An 18,154-nucleotide genomic window follows, 5' to 3' on the forward strand; every position below is an offset into this window, starting at 1 on the left:
TAAATCAACTTAAGTTATTAAAAGTCAAAAATAATGATTTAATTTGTTTTATAATAAAATAAATTGCCTATTGTTTTAAAATTATATATTATAAATGAGATAGGTGTTAATAAGCTTTTATATAGAAACTATATTATAAGACTAACAATAATATTCATAGGAGAGAAATGGGAGGACAATCAATGAATGGATTTTTAGACCAATTAGTGAATATAGCAGAGTATACAAAGATGATGCTGCCTCAGATGATGGAGGGCTTAGGGGTAACTTTACAGGTATTTGCTTTAACATTAATTTTTGCGATTCCTTTGGGGATATTGGTGGCTGTATGTCGTTTATCTCGTTTTAAGGTATTACGCAAGATAATGGAATTTTACATACTCCTTATGAGAGGAACACCTCTTCTATTACAAATTATATTTATATTTTTTGGCTTCCCAATATTAAATATTGCTATTCCTCGTATGCCAGCGGCACTTTTGGCATTTTCTTTAAATTATGCGGCTTATTTTGCTGAGATTTTTAGGGCAGGTATTAGTTCTATTGACCAAGGACAGTATGAAGGAGCAGAAGTGTTAGGGTTATCTAAGCAGGATACCTTCTTTAGAATTATTTTGCCACAAGCTTTCAAGCGGGTATTGCCTCCTATTGCAAATGAAGTTATCACACTAGTAAAGGATACGGCCCTAGTTTATGCTGTAGGCTTTGATGATTTGCTTAAAATAGGTAAAACAGCTACTAATAGAGATGCAAGTCTTCTGCCTCTAGTGCTTGTAGCAGTAATTTACCTCCTACTTATCTTAGTTCTATCTAAGGTATTAGCAGCAGTTGAGAAGAAATATGACTATTATAAATAAAGGAGGCAAATCATATGCTTAAAGTAACTGGGCTCTATAAAAGTTTTGGAAAAGTAGAGGTTTTGAAAGGCGCTTCATTAGAAGTGAAATCAGGAGAAATTGTAGTAGTAGTAGGGGCCTCTGGAGGAGGAAAGACTACTTTATTAAGAAGCATTAATTACCTAGAGAGATGTTCGGCTGGTAGTATAGAGATTGCAGGAGAGTATCTATTAAAGGATGGTGCTTATGCATCTAAAGAAGAAATTAGGTCTATTAGAAGAAATATTGGGCTTGTATTTCAAAACTTTAATCTTTTTCCTCATAAATCTGTACTTGATAATTTAATAGAAGCGCCTACTCGTGTATTAGGGCAGAGTAAAGAAGAAGCTATAAAACAAGCTATAGATATTTTAAGTTTTTTAGAATTGGCAGATAAGGCGAATAGTTATCCTTTTGAACTCTCCGGAGGGCAAAAACAAAGGGTAGCTATAGGTCGTGCATTAGCTTTAAAACCTAAATTGATGTGTTTTGACGAACCAACCTCTGCACTAGACCCTACTTTAACAGGTGAAGTGGCTAAAGTTATTAGGAGCCTTAGTACGGAAGGAATGTCTATGCTTATTATTACACACGATATGGAGTTCGCTAAAATGGTAGCAGACCGTATTGTTTCTATGGAAGACGGACGAGTATTAGAAAAACATATTTATAGTAAAGAAGCGTAAAGATAAGGTGAGAAGGAAAGCAGTTATCCTTCTCTTTTTTCTTTAATAGAAGTTTAGATACTTATTTGGAGGGATAATGAAAAATGAGGAATGGGAGATATTCTAATTAACAATTCTTCATTATTACTTATTTATATGGAAATAGGATATGATATAATGAACATAATAAATGTCAATACTTCTACTAAAGAGGATAGAAAGAGGAAGAAGATGTACAAGGATTATAATGATAAAATCCCAAAAGAAGCAATACAAATTATACAAATGATAGAAGCTGCTGGCTATGAAGCCTACATTGTTGGTGGGTGCGTTAGGGATTTATTGATGAATAGGCAACCTCATGACTGGGATATTACTACCTCGGCTAAGCCAGAAGAGATTAAAAGAATATTTAAGCGTACTTATGATACAGGTATTGAGCATGGAACAGTAACGGTTATTTTAAATACAGAGCATTTTGAAGTAACGACTTATAGAATAGAGGGAGAATACAAAGATTTTAGAAGACCGGATAAGGTGAGTTTTGTAGATGATATTACATTAGATTTATCTAGGCGTGACTTTACCATGAATGCTATTGCCTATCATCCAGATAGAGGGTTCGTAGATCCTTATGAAGGACAAAGAGATATTAAAAGACAGTGTATTCGATCCGTTAGATGCGCAAAGGAACGTTTTACAGAAGATGCCCTTAGAATACTAAGAGCCGTTAGATTTTCAGCTCAATTAGGGTTTCAGATAGAGACAGAAACGCTAAAGGGTATAGAAGCTTGCAGAGCGTTATTAACTCATATTAGTAAAGAGAGAATTAGAGATGAATTCCTTAAAATTTGTGTTTCATCGAGGCCAGGACATATTGATCTTTTATATCAATTAAAACTTTTAGAATATATTTTCCCAGATTTTATTAAAGCTTATGAAATACCTCAAAATCATCCGCATCATACCTATAATGTAGCAAAGCATACCTTAGTGGCAATGGAAAATTCAGAGCCTACAGTAATTGTAAGATTAACAATGCTTTTACATGATATAGGAAAGGTTTATACGAGAACAACCGATAAGCATGGCATAGATCATTTTTACAACCATCCTAAGCGCTCAGAACAAATTGCATCAGAGATACTTAAGGATTTAAGGATGGATAATTATACCATTAAAGCAGTATGTGAGCTAATTCGTTACCATGATTATCATATAGAACATCACATTTCAAAGGTTTATGTAAAGAAGGTGATGATGGTTATAGGAGAAGAACTATTTGATGAACTTCTTAAAGTGCAGTATGCAGATGCTATGGCACAAAATCTAGAAAAATTACAGCCTAAACTAGATGCTATAGAGAAGCAAAGGAATTATAAAAATGAAGTTATAGCAAACCATGAACCCTATCATAAAGGAATGTTGGCTATTACAGGTTCAGATTTGATAGAAATAGGAATTCCAAAAGGCAAAATCATAGGAGATTTATTAGAAGTAGCACTTCAGAAAGTTATTCATGAACCTAATTTTAATCAAAAGGCTCTTTTACTAACGTATTGCATGGAGCATTACAAAGTAAAAGGAAAACAAGTTTAAGTTAAAACAAAAAAGGCGAAGAATGTAAATGCATTCTTCGCCTTTTTTGGCATGAAGTGATAAGAAAGTTAGTATGAGTCCTAACCAAGTCTATCATCCTCTTTATCATGAAGCTCACTATAAAGAATATTAAATTGTGATAGATTAAAATAAGGAATTCCCACAATTTCTGGGCGCCCATTAACTTGGGTATAACAAATATTTTCTTCCTCATTAACATTTCCAATAGTAAGAGATAGAGTCTCGCCAGTTTTTAAATGAATAGTGCATTTAAGTAGGGGCGTATTAAAACCATAGACGCTTAATACATGTTCATTAGCTTCTTCAGTAATAAAGCTTTGAATCTTAGCAGTCTGTAAGAAGTTCATAAACTCATTTGCTAAGCGATCATCTAGCTCCTCACTAGCCAGAGCAATACCATTTTCAGTAATAGTAGGCATTAAAGTTGCTGCATGCCCTTTATAAGTTAAGTTGATTTTTTTCACATTAGTTAATTCAAAGTTAAGTAGTTCCTTGCTTCCCCAATCATTAGAGTTGGTACTAATACTACCAAAAGCAGTATTACTCATTGTATAAACTGTATCTGTTAATGGTGCATAGACATAATCACTTTTTTCATTAAAAGCCTTACCTTTAAGTAACTTATACTCATGATCTGCTTCATTATATAAGGTAATACTTGAAGCCATATCATCTATGCCATAGGTTGTTAAATCAGAAGGAGATACCTCTACTACCTGTTCAAATAAAGGCTCTAAAAAAGGAGTTATAACATTGTATATATATAAGGCATCAGCTTTACGGTTGTTTGAGGTAGATAAACTCCAGTTGTCTTCTTCACGTACAGCTTCAGTAACTTTACCTGCAGCTTCATAAGTAACTTTAACAATATCTGTTGATTTTTCCGACCAAATAATAGGCGGAAGATTAGTGGTATCAGCAAAGGATACAACCTCTTGTTTCTGCTGATAGGAAAAAAGAAAAATAATAGATACTAAAAAAACAACAATAGGAACAAGCCAACCTTTACGTTTCATTTCAATAACCTCACCGATTTTAAATCAAATTTATGTTTAAAAATATTTTTATAATAGACATTTTTTACTAAAAAAAATAAAAGTTTTATGCAACATGAATATTATATCACACCCCGTGTGATAAAAAAGTGAATTTTTAAAGATAAGCTAAAAAATAAATGGAAATTAGATATTTTTTATTCTATCGTATCATATAAATTAAGAGACGAGAGGAGTAAGGGTGGGATACAGAAAGATCGCAGGATAGGAGGAGAAGAAGTGAGACCACTAAGTAGAGAGTTAATTGCTCAATATGATTTAAATATAAAGAAATATCAATATATAAGAAGTAACTATTATCTAGAGACCAATAAAGGTAAATTTGTACTACGTAGGGTTGAAATACCCAAAGAACAAATTTCTTTTAACTACGAGGTGGATACACAGCTTCAAGAGAGAAACTTTAACGGAATTAGTAATATATATGCTACTAAAAAGAAAATACCATATGCACTTTTGGGAGAACAGTATTACTTAATGCAAGCGTATGAGTCTTGTGAAGAGACTGATTTTAAAGAATATGAAGATCTAAAGGGCATTATCACGTCCTTAGCTCTTTTTCATAAAATAGGAGTAGAAATTAATAGTAAAATGAGAAGTGTAGAAGAGATAAAAATTAAGAATATTTATGAGTACTATTTAAGAAGAAGATCAGAAAATACTAAGTTAAAGAAAAACATGATAGCTTTAAAGCAAAAATCCAACTTTGAAATTATGTTTTTAGAAGGCTGTGAAGAATACAGGGAGCTAGAAGAACTAGCATTACAAAGCATTGATTCACAGCTGGTAGAAAGGCTAATCAAAGGAGTAAAACAAACCAAAAGTATAGCGCATAAAGATTTTACTTATCATACTGTTAATAAGACTGAGAGCGGTAAATATATTATTAGTGGATTGGATGTATGTAATTATGATATTCAAGTTCTAGATCTTGCTCAAATTCTAAGTAAAATGATGCAAAAGAATGAATGGAATAATCAAATCTTATATGAGCTTATAGAAGAATATAATAAGGAAAGGCCACTATCTCAAGATGAGTTTAAAATGCTTAAATTTATGATGATTTATCCAGAAAAATTTAATAGTATTTGTTTTAAGTATATTGGCTCGAAAAGAAGATGGAATTATAGTATGTTTGAACAAAAATGGGAAAACATGCTCCATTATAAAGAAAATCAAATTGAAGTCGCTAAACAAATTCATGGTTGGTAATCAAAGCAAGGGAGAATTTTCTTTGTATAATGAAATAAGGAATTATAATGATTAGAGGATGATTAAGGTGGGAGCCGAGATCATCTTTTACATTATCATTCCTTTTTTTGTGTGAATCCTGCTGAATTGACTTTTTAAGCGAAAGAGGTACAATAAAATGAGAAGTCAACAAAGGGGTGAAATAGTGAAAAGAAACAACAAAAAATTCATTATGAATATGATTATTGTTTCAGTGGTAGGACTCATTACATTAATGATTGTAATGTTTATGGTAATTAGTACATATATAAAAGATGAAGCTAAAGGAAACAGCGTTCAAGTAGAAGCTCAAGTAGAAGAAAACAATACAAAAGTAGAATATAGTTCTACGATACTAGTTCTAGTTGAGAAGATTACACAAAGTGATATCATAGGTTTTGACATAGAGAATAAAACTGAAGTGAGTAGAAAGATAAGTGAAGGTACTAAAATTAATGACATGTATGGTAGTGTAATGCCAGCTTCACAGATTAAACCAGGAGATATTGTAGAGGTGGTTTATCAAGAAGATAAAGCTAAGGTACTTTCTATTAGTAAAACTTCTAGGGCAAAATCATGGAAGAAGATAAGTGGAGTCACAGTTGATCAAAGTAATAAGCAGATAAATATCGGGGGTACTGCTTATGAATATGTTGATGATACAATGATTTTCCAAAGCGATGGTAATAAAACTAACATGGCATTTGTAACACCTTTTGATGTTGTCAGTATTCAAAGTGTTAACAATGTTATTTGGAGCATTACTATTGATGAAGTAGCTGGTAGTATTGCTGTTACAGATTTGCCAACTACAAAAGGAAGCTTAGAGATAGACCGCTCTCGTTCCTTTAAATTAGATGAGATTAAAGGAGATATTAGCGTTATTCCAGGACAGCATAAGATTCTTCTACAAATGGAAGGATATGAAATCATTACAGAGAATATTACGATAGAATCGGGCGAAAGCTATGAAATTTCCTTAAAAGATGCTAAAAAGGCATATACAGTAATCAATCCTTTAGTTAATAGTGGTGTAACTAATTACACCATTAAGATAGGGGATAAAACGTATAATAAAGGTGAAGAAATTAAATTGCAACAAGGTACTTATAAAGTAGAAGCAGAAGCGGATGGGTATGAACCTTGGTCAAAAGAGATTGTTTGTGATAAAGAAACTTATAATCTTTATGTATCTTTTATACAAAAGCCAACACCTTCAGAATCGCCTGATGCAACGGGAGAAACAAATACTGTACTCAATAATACCCAAACAATTACTTTAAATACAAATCCAATAGGTGCTAAAGTCTACGTAAATGGTGTTTTTAAAGGAGAAACTCCTTGCACAGTAACATTGATTAATGGCAGCTATGGTGTCATATTTGAAAAAACAGGTTATAGTGCGTATTCTACTACCCTATTATTAGATGGTAGCAATGAACAAACCGGTTACTTATATGACTTAATTGCAAATTAAAAAATAAGAAAAGAAATTGATTAATTAAAAACTATATACATAAAGAAAGAAAGCTAAGAGGAAACTTTTAGCTTTCTTTCTTTATGTACTCAAAAATAAGAATAGAAACGAGCTCTAATTAATAAACATAGTAATAAATGGTCTTTAAAGAAGGTGTTATGGCGATGCTCAATATAGGAGATTATGTAGTAAGGCTGTCCTATAACAAGGATATTTTATTTCGTATAACATATATTTCACCCAATCAAATTGCTAGACTGAAAGGCGTGTCTTACCGCGTTATTGCAGATGCACCTATTTCGGACCTAGAACTCTCGGTAGGGATGCGTTATACCAATGAAGAAAGTAGTATTATGAGTACCATTGAAGCAACGGTAGAAAAAATCATGAAGAAAAGGGCAGAAATTGAAAAAGGGAAAGATCCTAGGTTCCAAAAAACAGGGACGGTTCTGCATGTAGATGGAGATGCTTTTTACTTAAACCTATGTCTTAAATATTATAAAATGCTAGATATACCAGCTATAGGAGAGCATATATCAGAATCAGAACAACCAAAGAGAATTAAGTACCTTTTGGAAAAATATGCTCCAGATATTTTAGTACTCACAGGGCATGATGCACTGAATAAAAACTATAAAACTTTATATGATATCAGCGAATATAGGAACTCACAGTATTTTGTAGAGTCTGTTAAGAGAGCAAGAGCTATTAAACCTAATATGTCGGAGCTGGTAATATTTGCAGGAGCCTGCCAATCTTATTTTGAAGAGATATTAGCAGCTGGAGCTGACTGAATAAAAATGCGACAATTTTTTATAACCAAATTGCCTTGATAAAAGGGCCTTAACGTCTAATGGGGCTTTTTTTTTATGCCTTCAATAATACTTTCAACAGGCTCTATTGCCAATGATCCTGTATCTGAATCCCATACTATGTTTTTAAGAACCATACGGATAAGTTGTTGTTGTTCTTCAAAAGCAAGATTTCTAATATCTGCACATTTATCTAACATAATACCTAACATTGCTATTTCTATTTCTTGGTTATCTAGTGCCTTATTTTCTTCTTGTATAGTTTTTAGTTCTAATTCGCTTGTTGCAATTTCTTCTTTCAAGGTTTTTATTTTAGCTAGTAGTATTTTAGCGATATCATCATCAGTCATAGAGAGCTTATTAACTAAATTAGTGATTTGGTTTTGCTTGGAAGAGATTAAGGTAATTAATTCACCTTTTCTATTACTTCTAGTGATATCTTTTCGCTGAGCTTTGTTAAAATCTATGAAATTATATAGTATTGTATCCTTTTTTATTCCTATGTTTTCAAGGTAACTAACCACAGATTCATCAATGTCACTTACTTTAACATTACCATTATCGCATTGTGATCCTTTAGAACGCTTTTTTAAAGCACAAGAATAATAATAAGTGCAATTACCAGTTTTTGCACTTATATGACCATGGTTAATCCTCATAAATGAACCACATTTACAACGTAATATGCTAGTAAGTAGGGCATTATGCGTTTTACCCATATTAGGATAACCATCCCTATTATCTGCCAGTGTTTTTTGAACATCTAACCACATTTCGGGATCCAATATACCGATGTGTCTGCTTACTGCAGCTACCCATTCAGTAATGTCTCTGGCATCTTTAGTTGTTTTACCTGATACTGTCTTGGTTTTATTATAGATAAGGATTCCGTGTTTGCCATCTGGTGCACCACTTACATTCATTCCAGTTTCACTAAGGTAAGCAATTACATCTTTATTAGCTTTTACATACACAGGATTAGTAAGAATGAATTTAAGTGATGATAAGCTATAGAATCCATTTTTACGTGTTTTATAGTTATGCTGCATTAAATAGGTTTCAACTTTATTTAATGATTTAAGTTCTATATATTTCCTGTAGATTAATTTAACAGCTTCAATTTCAGGCTCATTCTTTTCTAGTTTATACATTTTTCTTTCAGTCATATCATTGTCTAGATAGTCAACTGGAATACTAATGTATCCAAGAGGCGTTGTACCGCCTAACCAATATCCGTTTTTAGCCAATTCAATCATATTATCTCTTACACGTTCAGCAATTGTTTCCCTCTCTAGCTGGGCGAATACACTCGCAATATAGATCATTGCCCTTCCCATTGGAGTACTGGTATCAAATTGCTCCTTGATGCTTACAAATGCCACTGAATTAGCTTCCAATAATTCTAGAGTAGAGGAGAAGTCGGATACATTACGACTTATACGATCCAATCGATAGCACATGAGTACATCAATTTTTTTATTCTTTATGTCATTAATAAGTTCTGTGAATTTAGGACGGTTTGTATTTTTACCACTAAATCCCTCATCCTCATAGATAATAAAATTTGTGTCTTTGTAATCATAGCGCTGAGCATATTCTTTACAAAGTTGAACCTGATTTTCGATACTATCACCAGATGTTGAGAATCTAGATTTTCGTGAGTAGATAGCTATATTCATGGACATCACATACCTTTCATTTACTTTCTATATTTTTTAGGTGTAAATTTGGCCTTACTTAACATTCGTGCTTTTTTAGTCACTTTTTCAAGAGCAATAAATAGTAGATGCTCACTCTCCTTATCTAACACAAGGTATTCTTGATTAGAGAAAAGTATTCCTTTATCATATTTTTCTCTAGTAACACGCATTTCTTTATCAATAATCCTTCTGTCCTTTTTAGTTAATGCGGAATCAATTTCTTCATCAGACATTTTTTTAACTTCATCAAAATTTATATAACTCATAATGTTGCCCCCTTTAAATTCATAATTAATATTTAAATCGAATATATGTTCGATTTACGTGCTAAAAATAAAAAGGCTTTTGCCCATTAAATTTAAGTTTTAACAATTCTGCAGGTAAGTATTCAGCTGCAGCTATTTCATTTATTGATTTTCCTATGTATTCACCTAGCAATTCATCATTTATTAGTAATTCACAAGCAAAGATATTCGCTTCTTTCTCTATCTTTGAACTACATAATAGTGTTTTGTTTTGAATAAAGTAGCAATTTGTAGTTGGATGCAATAGAGCATGGCCTAATTCATGTGCAAGTACAATTTTTCTTTGATGAAAACTAAGTTTCGAATTAAGAAAGATAACTTTCTTTCGTTTAAGAAACCTATAAGAACCAGCTTGATTTCCCAGATCCCATTCTACAATCTTTATATTTAAGAAATCAGCTAGTTTATCTGGATCGCTTGTATTATATTTCTTAATTAATTTAAGTACCTTTTGTCTTATTTGTTGATGCACTCAACATCCCCCCGTAGTTTGTTCTTAAGTTATTTTGAATTAGTATTAATAACACCTAGTTCAACAGCTAATCTGTACATATGTTTACAGGGCCTTTTACGTCTTTTAAAGTCTGTACATGTACAATCTTCAAGTGTTGTCATATATGGAGCTTTTCCAGAACCTTTAAATATGCCGTAGTTTTCTTTTGATTCAATACTTACAGGTTTCACATCTGTACTACACGCTTTTTCAAATCTTTTCTTTTGATCAGCATCAGTATTAATTATTTCTAGATCAAAAAAGTCTGTATTAGCTGATTGAGAGTTATCTCCTCTAAATTCAAACGAACGAAGAGCTTTTAAGTCTACAAGTTTTTTTACATTAATCCTAGCATTATTGTTTAATAAATCAGTTATATTTTGCACGTTATATTTTGAAATAACATTAATTACTAATTCAGCACATACTCTAGCATCATCAGCGGCGCGTTATGATGATCTTTTACATCAATTCCAAAGTGACTAGCTCTTTCAGTTAGTTTAGCCCCTACATTAGAGCAGCAAAGAGATGAAATATTAATACTGCACGCATAGTTAAGAGTCGGAATATCTATATTACATTCTTCTAAGCATCTTCTTAAAACAGACATATCGAAACTAGCATTGTGAGCAATAAGTAAATTGCCTACTATCTTTGGATAAACAATATTCCAAAACTTATCAAAGGTTAGGGCATCTTGTACCATATCAGGGGTAATGCCATTGATTCTAACATTATGCTCATTAAATATAAATGGTATTGGTTTAAGAAGATAATAGTCTGTATCAATAATTTCATTATTTCTAACATAAGTAAGTCCTACAGAGCAAGCACTAGATAAGTTATTATTAGCAGTTTCAAAGTCTATTGCAATAAAATCAAAAAGCATAATAGATTCTCCCCTTTGTAATACAGCTATTTTCGATATTTCTTTGGTGTGTATTTCTCTTTGTTTTCAATCTTAATACTTCTTAAAGCAAATTCTAATGCTTGTTCAAATAGGTCAGCATCTTCTTGATCCATTTCGACTCCATTATAATATGCTGGGCCATCTTCTTTTCTTTTTATCTTAGTCATAATTGAAGCCACATCTTTAGCTATATCTTTTTTATCTTTCTTATTAAGATTTTCATTATCATCTAAAAAATATGAAGGTTTTACTTTTAGAGCATTAGCAATCATAGATATAGTGTTTATATCTGGAGTTCTATATCCTGTAATATAGCCACTTAATGTTGAAGGAGAAATATTTAAGGTAATGGCTAAATCTTTTTGTGTTAATCCTAACTCTTTTAAGCGAGTTTTAATTTTTTCACCAATCATTTTAAAACCTCCTATTCATATACAATAATAATACGCAATATGCGAATAAACAATTGATTACGCAAAATGCGTATAAAAACAAAAATAATGTTTGACAATTCGCGAAAAGCGTACTAATATATAAAATATAAATACGCGTTACGCAAACTTGATAGGAGGTGATAAGGTGAAAAGCATTAAGGATTTGCAGAAAGAATATGGCGTAAGTAATTTAGAAATGGCAGAGCTCTTAGAAATAACACCTTCTGCATATAGTGACAAAAGAAGAGGTAGACGAAAATTTCAACCAAGAGAAATAGTTATACTTTGTGAATATTTTAATGTAAATGTAAACGAAGTAGAAAATTTTTTAGCTAAAGATACGCGAAACGCAAATAATGGTAACTACCTTCTCGCATAGGACAAACATTAATTTACATATCTTATAACAAAGGAGTGAGGCCCATGAAGAAAAGGCAGATAAATATCATATGTGCATATACACCAGATGAACTTAGTGAAGGTTTATCAAATGCTTTATCAAGAATATTATTTGATAAATATTTAAAAGACCGTACATATGAGGAAGTTGAAACAATTATTCATAATTTAAAGCAAAGGCTTCAAACCTCTAATTCAGCATGAGGGTAATAAGTGAGTAGCTATTGGAGGCGTAGCTACATAAGATAATCTAATTATAATATACCAATAAATGGAAAACAATGGACGTGCGGGCCAAGTTTAGTGCATAATTTGGCCAGAAAATACACGAAAGGAGAAAAAATATGAGAACAAAAGAATTTACGAGATTAATCGTAAAGGCTAGAAAAGAACGCAGACTCAGCCAACAGGAAGCATGTGAGCTACTAGGAATATCTGATGCTTCAACATTAAGCAAGTTTGAAAATGGGATAAAAATTCCAGGGGAGGACATTGTGGTTAGGATGGTAGCTGTATATGATGAACCATTTATAGGTTATATGTACCTGAAGGAATGTACAAAGATAGGTGAAATGCTACTACCTAACGTGTTATTAGCTGAGTTAGATAACTTAGCACTTAACTTTCAGAATGAATTTGAAGATGTATCTGCCATCCGAAGGGAAATTCTAGCTATGGCACGAGACAACCTGATAGATGAAGATGAAAAGCCTCAATGGGAAGATGTAATTCAGAAAGAAATATCAGAATTACTAAGTGTACTAATACCACTTAGGATAAGAAATTTCAGTACAAAAAAACAAAAGCCCTCACAAGGCGGCAACCTTGTAAGAGCATGTTACTAAAAACTAAATTGATAACTAAATTATATCACTCGGATGTAATTTAGTCAAAGGGGATAATTAAATTGAAAAGAATATTTGATGCAGTAACTGATGAAGTAATTAATGAAGTTTTAGGTTGTATGGTTACAGTAATGCCACCTATAGCATGTGTGATTTTATGCCTTTATTTTTATTAATTGGAGGGACAACATGGGAATGAGTGTAATTGTAACAGGAAACAGAGAAACGGTAGAACGTAAGATTAGAATACTTAAAACTCAGATTGAACTAGATATAAAGAAAGAAGACAGTAGATCATTAGCTAATCACCAACTTGCATTAGAAGCACATGAAGATAGATTGAACAAATTAAATGCAGAAGGAGTGGTTTAAAATGATGGACAAGCTTTATGTACAACATTATCAGGAGATTAAAAATCTATGCGATAAGGTAACGCATACGATAGAGAGTTTACCTCGTGGTGAGTATGTTCACACAATGGAAGAAGAGCATATTTATAACGCACTTTATAAGCTGAATGATGCACTAGAACATGCGCAAGATGCGATTGAATACTGTAAGAAAGAAACCAAAGAGGGTTATATTAAAGAATCACCTTATACAGAAGGTCGTTATGTACTAGGCAAACATGAATTTACTTGTGGGCAGGCTATTGAAATCTTTATTTGGGGCAAATGGCATAGGGGTAGAGCTGAATATGATGAGGAGTATTACTTCGTGGGATGTGGTAATCCATCCTTTGCAGAGTTAAAGAAAAACAGGGTAAAGGTAAGAATAAGAATTTAGAGGGGGCAAAATAATGGATGAGGCTATTGTATATGCTAAACGTAAGATTAGAAGTTTCCCGGATCTCTACAGAGCATACGCTGAAAACTTGGACTTGTTTAAAATGTTAGTAGAAGATTGCAGGAAACAGTTAGAGGCAGAACAAATGTCTCTAACTTACATAAAATTAATAGGGGGAATGAAGCGTGAGCAAAATATTATTTGATACATCCCCCTTAGTGGTGGATACCATATTAGCAACTCAAATAGGACTGAATGAAGCCATAGTATTACAACAGGTGCATTACTGGATAGAAGTGAATAAGGCTAAAAAGACAAATTATTATGATGGCTACTATTGGACCTATAACTCTATGAAAGAATGGAGCAAAAGCTTTCCATTCTTTGCAGAGAAAACGTTAAAGAGAATATTTAACAACTTAGAGGAAATGGGAATTTTTAAAACGGGAAACTATAACAAAATGCGTATGGATAGAACCAAGTGGTACACAATCGACTACATAAAACTAGAAGAATACATAGATAAACATACTGTCAACGAAGAGGTAGTTGAAGAAGAGGAAGAAGTTACACATGAAGAGTGTTCATCTACTGAAAACACACCTAGACAAATTGACCCAATGCAATATCCCAAACGGGAAAATGCATTAGGACAAAATGACCCAATGCAAGAGGACAAATTGACTCAATGCAAAGGGACAAAATGGCCCAATGCATTAGGTCAAAATGACCCAACCAATACCAGAGATTTCACAGAGACTTCTTCAGAGATTTCTTCAGAGACTTCATCATCATCCATGAAAGACATTGTTGAGTTTTTCCAAAACAACTTCTACTTGCTACAAGCATATGAGGCACAGGTATTAACTGATTGGGTAAATAGATTATCACATGAATTAGTTTTAGCAGCCATGAAGGAATCTCGGAAGAACAATGCAAAGACCTTAAAATACATTGAACGGACATTGCTTAATTGGGAGAGGGATGGCATTAAGACATTGCAGCAAGTGGAAGCATATAACAAGGCGAGGGAGGCGTACAAGAATGGACAAGGCAGGAGAGATAACAAAGCACCTGATGAGTCAAACGAATACAAAGGACTCGGACTTAAAATGTCAGATTTGCAGTAAGTGTGGCGCACCTAAGGAATACATCGTAAAGCTATTTGGTAGCAGCAAGAAGGTACCAATTGCATGCAAGTGTGAATCAGAATCCTATGCCAAGAAAGAAGAAGAGGCTACCAAGCGCGATAAGATGAGAAAGCTTGAATCCTTAAAGCGATACTCATTGATGGATGCATCATTTGAACAGTGCACCTTTGAAAATTGGGAAACCGATGAACATAATCAAATTTGGTACAAGCTAGGACAAAGGTATTGTGATGAATGGCAAAGTATGAAGAGTGAGAATATCGGGATGCTCCTTCATGGGGAGCCAGGGCGAGGAAAGTCCTATTTGAGTTATTGCATAGCCAATCGATTAATTCAGCAGGGAGTACCAGTGATAGCGACTAGCAGTATTAATATAATCAACAAAGTATATGAGTCATACTCAACTGGTGAAGAGGGTGAGGCAGATATACTCAATCAATTCAAGAATGCAAGTCTAGTGGTATTAGATGATTTAGGTGCAGAGCATGAGGGCAAGACAGGTAAAGAAAAGCAAATTATCTACTCACTCATTGATACAAGGATTAGACAACAGCTACCAACGATTATTACCACTAACCTTACCATGGACCAGTTAAAGAATAAGCTAACAGGAACGGATGGTATAGCTAGGACTTATGACCGGATCATAGAGGCTTGCCCAGCAATAGAGATAACTGGAAGGGCATACAGAATTGAAAAGGCTAAAGTAAAACTAAATAGGATTAGGGATTTAGTGAGGTGACAGGATGAATTTAACAGTAATATGCAGAGAACTAGTTGATTCTAAATGGATTTTTCATTTGGAGAGTGATGTAAAGCTAGGCAAGGACGAGTGGATAAGCTTGGTTAAGGCATACATTGAACAGAATGAGCACCAAGCAATATTTGAGAAAATCAAGCAAACAGTACAGCTATGGAACAAACATGATACCAAAGAGGAAATAGCACTTTTAGTATATGCATCAAAGTATTGTAAGCATGTAGAAATAGATAAAGAGATAGAGAGCACCCCATACAGAGAGATAACAGATTGCATGGGGGAAAGGCAATTAAGTTTTTACTAAGAGGTGATAGGCATTGATCAAGTCAAAAGAGCAGCTACGCAGGGAGGCAAAAGGAAAGCTACTACAAGAATTTGGCAGGCTAGAAATAGATATAAATACAGTAGCTGCAGCTCTAAAGGAATTAGAGCATGACATCAAGAATGCTGAAACCATCGAAGTAAATGCAAGAGAGCAAAACATTTTAGCAGGAATGCGAAGAGATATGTTGATGATAAAAGCTGATGTACATCGTATAAGAAAAACATTGCTATAGGGCCAGGAGAGATTATGGAAGATATAAAAGCATTTGAATTAGCAAAGTGGATGAATAAAGTAGTCAATAAGTACAACATCTCAGTGCTAACGATAACAGAAACATTCAAGAAAGAGCTAGATGAACACAAGGACATTGAAATTGCCAAGCTAAGCACAGTGAATAGATTAACGCATAGAGGATGATGCAATGTGAAAATAGTATTAGAGGTGATGAGTCACAGTACGGAACAGGTAAATAAAAGGCAGTTTGAACATTACAAACTTAAGGTATTAGAGGCTGACAAGGTATATGTAACAGAAGGATTTGCACAAGTAGGTGTAAAGATTGCGCCGCGTGATGTTATAGAGCATATGAGCGTAGTAAAAAAGCTTTCATGTTCAGAACTATGTAGAGCATTCTATGAGGCAAAAGTCATTGAAGAAAAGATAAAGAAGAGCAGTCAAGTAATAAAAACCAGTGAGCCAGTAACAAGGACAGCACAAGTAATACAAAAAAAGGTTGAAGTAGTACATAAACAGGAAGTAGAGCAGATGAGTTTGTTTTAACAAAGTTGATTTTTATTAAGGAGATGAAAGTGTGGGGAAAAAAGAAAGATGCCAGTTAATTAACCAACTATTAGAAGTGATCTCTAAGCAAGATAGAGGTTTTTTTGAAACAAAAGGAAATTTAGCTGAATTTGAAATCAGAAACAATAGAGTATATTTCATTGATGATTATACAAGAAAAGCTATATGTGCTTACAGTGAACTTAATAGAAGACATTGGGGATTTTCACATGGTGGCACTCTATGGGCACTTGTAAATGATTTTAGGGAATGGATAGTAACAGGTAAATATAGTGATGGTAATAATGGTTATGGTGGCTTATATGCTACTTGTTGGGGCGTAAGCATTACAACAAAAGATAACATAATTGAAAAGGCAAAAGAAATAGGTTACTTGCCACAAGATGCAATTAGCTATAAAGAGTTTTGCAAAAGGCTAGTAGAAAAAGGGTGTGAATGGCAGCTAGGATATAGCAAAGATGAAATCAAGAAAGAATTAGGAATAGCATAAAACAAAGTTGATTTTTATTAAGGAGGAATAGATAATGCCAAATTGGTGTGAGGGAACATTAAAAGTAAGAGGTAGTAAAGAAGATATTATCAATTTTCTAAAGAATGGTATTAAACCTATGGGACACTTTTCAGATTCAGAAGAAGCCGAGATTAAAGAAGAAGAGTATTTCATGATTGTAAAAACTGGCAAGAGTGGATTTTATCTTAACGACTCAAGGAGAGGGTTTATAGAAGAAGATGAAATATGGTTTGATTATGAGCAAGATGTATTGGCTCTTGAGTATAAGCAAGCATGGGGAATAGAAGCTCATGAACTTGCAAGCATATCTGAAAAATACAATGTAGATTTTAAGATTTATGGATATGAGAGAGGTATGGAATTTAATCAAGATATTGAAATACACAAAGGTACAATCATAAAAAATGAAGAAGTAAAGTTTAAAGATTACACATGGGAATGTACCAATCCCAATATTGGTGGTTAAAACAAAGTGTTGTTGTTTAAGGAGTGAGAATATGGCAGTACCAAAGTGCAAGGAATGTAAACACATGTATGGACCTAAATGCCCTAATCGAACATATAGGAGATGCGAGCATCCAACGGTTACATGTAAACACATAAGAGGAAATGAGCACAAGACAAGTCCTAAGTGGTGCCCACTCAGAGATATATAAAAGTGTTTTTTGTTGATAAGGGGGAATGAACGTGAGTTGCAGATGTGCAAAGCAAACGGATGAATGGCATGGATGGGAGTGTAGCATTACAAATGGACCTTGTATGTTTCTATATCCTGACAGCAAGGCTTGTGCTAAAGAATACGGAGAAGGTCCAGATGCTGAAGCGGATGAGCAAGATAATGAAGATGATCAGGAACAAGAAGAATTAGAAAAAGCAGCAATTATGATTGCAAGGCACTGTAATGAAATACCATGCAGTGAATGCAAGATTAAAGATTTTATTAAGTGTGACACTAAGAGCGATTACATTATGACACCATATGGGTGGGGAAGATAAAAT

At 33.4% G+C, this 18,154-nt stretch carries 28 protein-coding genes; 21 read left to right on the forward strand and 7 right to left on the reverse strand.

What is annotated here, in order from left to right:
- Positions 1-182: 182 nt before the first annotated feature.
- The 3 genes from QTL86_RS19135 (at position 183) to QTL86_RS19145 (ending at position 3,139) form a co-directional block, all read left to right on the forward strand.
- Positions 183-857 carry an amino acid ABC transporter permease gene (locus QTL86_RS19135; protein WP_410495775.1) on the forward strand — a complete coding sequence of 225 codons (675 nt, stop codon included), beginning with the start codon at positions 183-185 and terminating at the stop codon, positions 855-857.
- A 14-nt stretch (positions 858-871) separates the two neighbouring features.
- On the forward strand, positions 872-1,561 hold the full coding sequence (locus tag QTL86_RS19140) for an amino acid ABC transporter ATP-binding protein (protein WP_410495776.1): 690 nt from the start codon (positions 872-874) through the stop codon (positions 1,559-1,561).
- Between the two features lie 156 nt (positions 1,562-1,717).
- Entirely contained in the window at positions 1,718-3,139 is a 1,422-nt protein-coding gene (locus tag QTL86_RS19145; RefSeq protein ID WP_410495777.1) for a CCA tRNA nucleotidyltransferase, read from the forward strand.
- Positions 3,140-3,219: 80 nt separating this feature from the next.
- On the opposite strand, the gene QTL86_RS19150 is transcribed toward QTL86_RS19145, so the two are convergent.
- Positions 3,220-4,176, reverse strand: a complete 957-nt coding sequence (locus QTL86_RS19150) for a DUF4340 domain-containing protein (protein ID WP_410495778.1) — start codon at positions 4,174-4,176, stop codon at positions 3,220-3,222.
- Positions 4,177-4,434: 258 nt separating this feature from the next.
- Here QTL86_RS19150 and QTL86_RS19155 point away from each other — a divergent pair, with 258 nt between their 5' ends.
- From QTL86_RS19155 to QTL86_RS19165, 3 genes are all read left to right on the forward strand, one after another.
- Positions 4,435-5,427, forward strand: a complete 993-nt coding sequence (locus tag QTL86_RS19155) for a hypothetical protein (protein ID WP_013659082.1) — start codon at positions 4,435-4,437, stop codon at positions 5,425-5,427.
- Positions 5,428-5,584: 157 nt separating this feature from the next.
- Positions 5,585-6,922 carry a PEGA domain-containing protein gene (locus QTL86_RS19160; RefSeq protein WP_410495779.1) on the forward strand — a complete coding sequence of 446 codons (1,338 nt, stop codon included), beginning with the start codon at positions 5,585-5,587 and terminating at the stop codon, positions 6,920-6,922.
- Between the two features lie 137 nt (positions 6,923-7,059).
- Complete coding sequence (locus tag QTL86_RS19165) at positions 7,060-7,716, forward strand: sporulation peptidase YabG (protein ID WP_410495780.1); 657 nt, start codon at positions 7,060-7,062, stop codon at positions 7,714-7,716.
- Between the two features lie 56 nt (positions 7,717-7,772).
- Here QTL86_RS19165 and QTL86_RS19170 read toward each other — a convergent pair whose 3' ends face one another.
- The 6 genes from QTL86_RS19170 to QTL86_RS19195 all read right to left on the reverse strand — a co-directional run bounded on the left by QTL86_RS19170 (position 7,773) and on the right by QTL86_RS19195 (position 11,555).
- On the reverse strand, positions 7,773-9,419 hold the full coding sequence (locus QTL86_RS19170) for a recombinase family protein (RefSeq protein ID WP_410495781.1): 1,647 nt from the start codon (positions 9,417-9,419) through the stop codon (positions 7,773-7,775).
- 14 nt (positions 9,420-9,433) lie between these two features.
- Positions 9,434-9,700 carry a hypothetical protein gene (locus QTL86_RS19175; protein WP_410495782.1) on the reverse strand — a complete coding sequence of 89 codons (267 nt, stop codon included), beginning with the start codon at positions 9,698-9,700 and terminating at the stop codon, positions 9,434-9,436.
- A gap of 61 nt (positions 9,701-9,761) precedes the next feature.
- The gene (locus QTL86_RS19180; RefSeq protein WP_410495783.1) at positions 9,762-10,211 is read right to left on the reverse strand and encodes an ImmA/IrrE family metallo-endopeptidase; all 450 of its coding nucleotides are present in this window, start codon (positions 10,209-10,211) and stop codon (positions 9,762-9,764) included.
- A 29-nt stretch (positions 10,212-10,240) separates the two neighbouring features.
- Positions 10,241-10,618, reverse strand: coding sequence for an SWIM zinc finger domain-containing protein (locus QTL86_RS19185; RefSeq protein ID WP_410495784.1), 378 nt, complete (start codon positions 10,616-10,618; stop codon positions 10,241-10,243).
- A gap of 26 nt (positions 10,619-10,644) precedes the next feature.
- Positions 10,645-11,121: an exonuclease domain-containing protein gene (locus tag QTL86_RS19190; RefSeq protein ID WP_410495785.1), complete on the reverse strand. Its 477-nt coding sequence runs from the start codon at positions 11,119-11,121 to the stop codon at positions 10,645-10,647.
- A 26-nt stretch (positions 11,122-11,147) separates the two neighbouring features.
- A complete protein-coding gene (locus tag QTL86_RS19195; protein ID WP_410495786.1) occupies positions 11,148-11,555 on the reverse strand; it encodes a helix-turn-helix domain-containing protein in 408 nt (135 codons plus the stop codon).
- Positions 11,556-11,721: 166 nt separating this feature from the next.
- Here QTL86_RS19195 and QTL86_RS19200 point away from each other — a divergent pair, with 166 nt between their 5' ends.
- The 15 genes from QTL86_RS19200 (at position 11,722) to QTL86_RS19270 (ending at position 18,151) form a co-directional block, all read left to right on the forward strand.
- On the forward strand, positions 11,722-11,955 hold the full coding sequence (locus tag QTL86_RS19200) for a helix-turn-helix domain-containing protein (protein ID WP_410495787.1): 234 nt from the start codon (positions 11,722-11,724) through the stop codon (positions 11,953-11,955).
- 44 nt (positions 11,956-11,999) lie between these two features.
- Positions 12,000-12,179, forward strand: a complete 180-nt coding sequence (locus tag QTL86_RS19205; protein WP_410495788.1) for a hypothetical protein — start codon at positions 12,000-12,002, stop codon at positions 12,177-12,179.
- 140 nt (positions 12,180-12,319) lie between these two features.
- Complete coding sequence (locus tag QTL86_RS19210; protein WP_410495789.1) at positions 12,320-12,820, forward strand: helix-turn-helix domain-containing protein; 501 nt, start codon at positions 12,320-12,322, stop codon at positions 12,818-12,820.
- Between the two features lie 189 nt (positions 12,821-13,009).
- Entirely contained in the window at positions 13,010-13,192 is a 183-nt protein-coding gene (locus QTL86_RS19215) for a hypothetical protein (protein WP_410495790.1), read from the forward strand.
- Between the two features lies 1 nt (position 13,193).
- A complete protein-coding gene (locus tag QTL86_RS19220) occupies positions 13,194-13,607 on the forward strand; it encodes a DUF5348 domain-containing protein (protein WP_127064962.1) in 414 nt (137 codons plus the stop codon).
- A gap of 13 nt (positions 13,608-13,620) precedes the next feature.
- A complete protein-coding gene (locus QTL86_RS19225; RefSeq protein WP_410495791.1) occupies positions 13,621-13,812 on the forward strand; it encodes a hypothetical protein in 192 nt (63 codons plus the stop codon).
- Positions 13,793-14,737 carry a DnaD domain-containing protein gene (locus QTL86_RS19230; RefSeq protein ID WP_410495792.1) on the forward strand — a complete coding sequence of 315 codons (945 nt, stop codon included), beginning with the start codon at positions 13,793-13,795 and terminating at the stop codon, positions 14,735-14,737. Before QTL86_RS19225 ends, QTL86_RS19230 begins: the two co-directional genes overlap by 20 nt.
- A complete protein-coding gene (locus tag QTL86_RS19235) occupies positions 14,652-15,500 on the forward strand; it encodes an ATP-binding protein (RefSeq protein WP_410495793.1) in 849 nt (282 codons plus the stop codon). Before QTL86_RS19230 ends, QTL86_RS19235 begins: the two co-directional genes overlap by 86 nt.
- Before the next feature lie 4 nt (positions 15,501-15,504).
- A complete protein-coding gene (locus QTL86_RS19240) occupies positions 15,505-15,822 on the forward strand; it encodes a hypothetical protein (protein ID WP_410495794.1) in 318 nt (105 codons plus the stop codon).
- Between the two features lie 13 nt (positions 15,823-15,835).
- On the forward strand, positions 15,836-16,075 hold the full coding sequence (locus QTL86_RS19245; RefSeq protein ID WP_410495795.1) for a hypothetical protein: 240 nt from the start codon (positions 15,836-15,838) through the stop codon (positions 16,073-16,075).
- A gap of 14 nt (positions 16,076-16,089) precedes the next feature.
- Positions 16,090-16,260 (forward strand): hypothetical protein, encoded by a 171-nt coding sequence (locus QTL86_RS19250; RefSeq protein ID WP_190283458.1) that lies wholly within the window; start codon positions 16,090-16,092, stop codon positions 16,258-16,260.
- Between the two features lie 6 nt (positions 16,261-16,266).
- A complete protein-coding gene (locus QTL86_RS19255) occupies positions 16,267-16,623 on the forward strand; it encodes a hypothetical protein (protein WP_410495797.1) in 357 nt (118 codons plus the stop codon).
- A 31-nt stretch (positions 16,624-16,654) separates the two neighbouring features.
- Positions 16,655-17,134, forward strand: a complete 480-nt coding sequence (locus tag QTL86_RS19260; protein ID WP_410495798.1) for a hypothetical protein — start codon at positions 16,655-16,657, stop codon at positions 17,132-17,134.
- 34 nt (positions 17,135-17,168) lie between these two features.
- A complete protein-coding gene (locus tag QTL86_RS19265; RefSeq protein ID WP_013655983.1) occupies positions 17,169-17,621 on the forward strand; it encodes a hypothetical protein in 453 nt (150 codons plus the stop codon).
- 221 nt (positions 17,622-17,842) lie between these two features.
- Complete coding sequence (locus QTL86_RS19270) at positions 17,843-18,151, forward strand: hypothetical protein (protein ID WP_410495799.1); 309 nt, start codon at positions 17,843-17,845, stop codon at positions 18,149-18,151.
- Positions 18,152-18,154: the final 3 nt, after the last annotated feature.

Origin of the sequence: Cellulosilyticum sp. ST5 (assembly GCF_046529625.1) — a bacterium.
Lineage (GTDB): Bacteria > Bacillota > Clostridia > Lachnospirales > Cellulosilyticaceae > Cellulosilyticum > Cellulosilyticum lentocellum.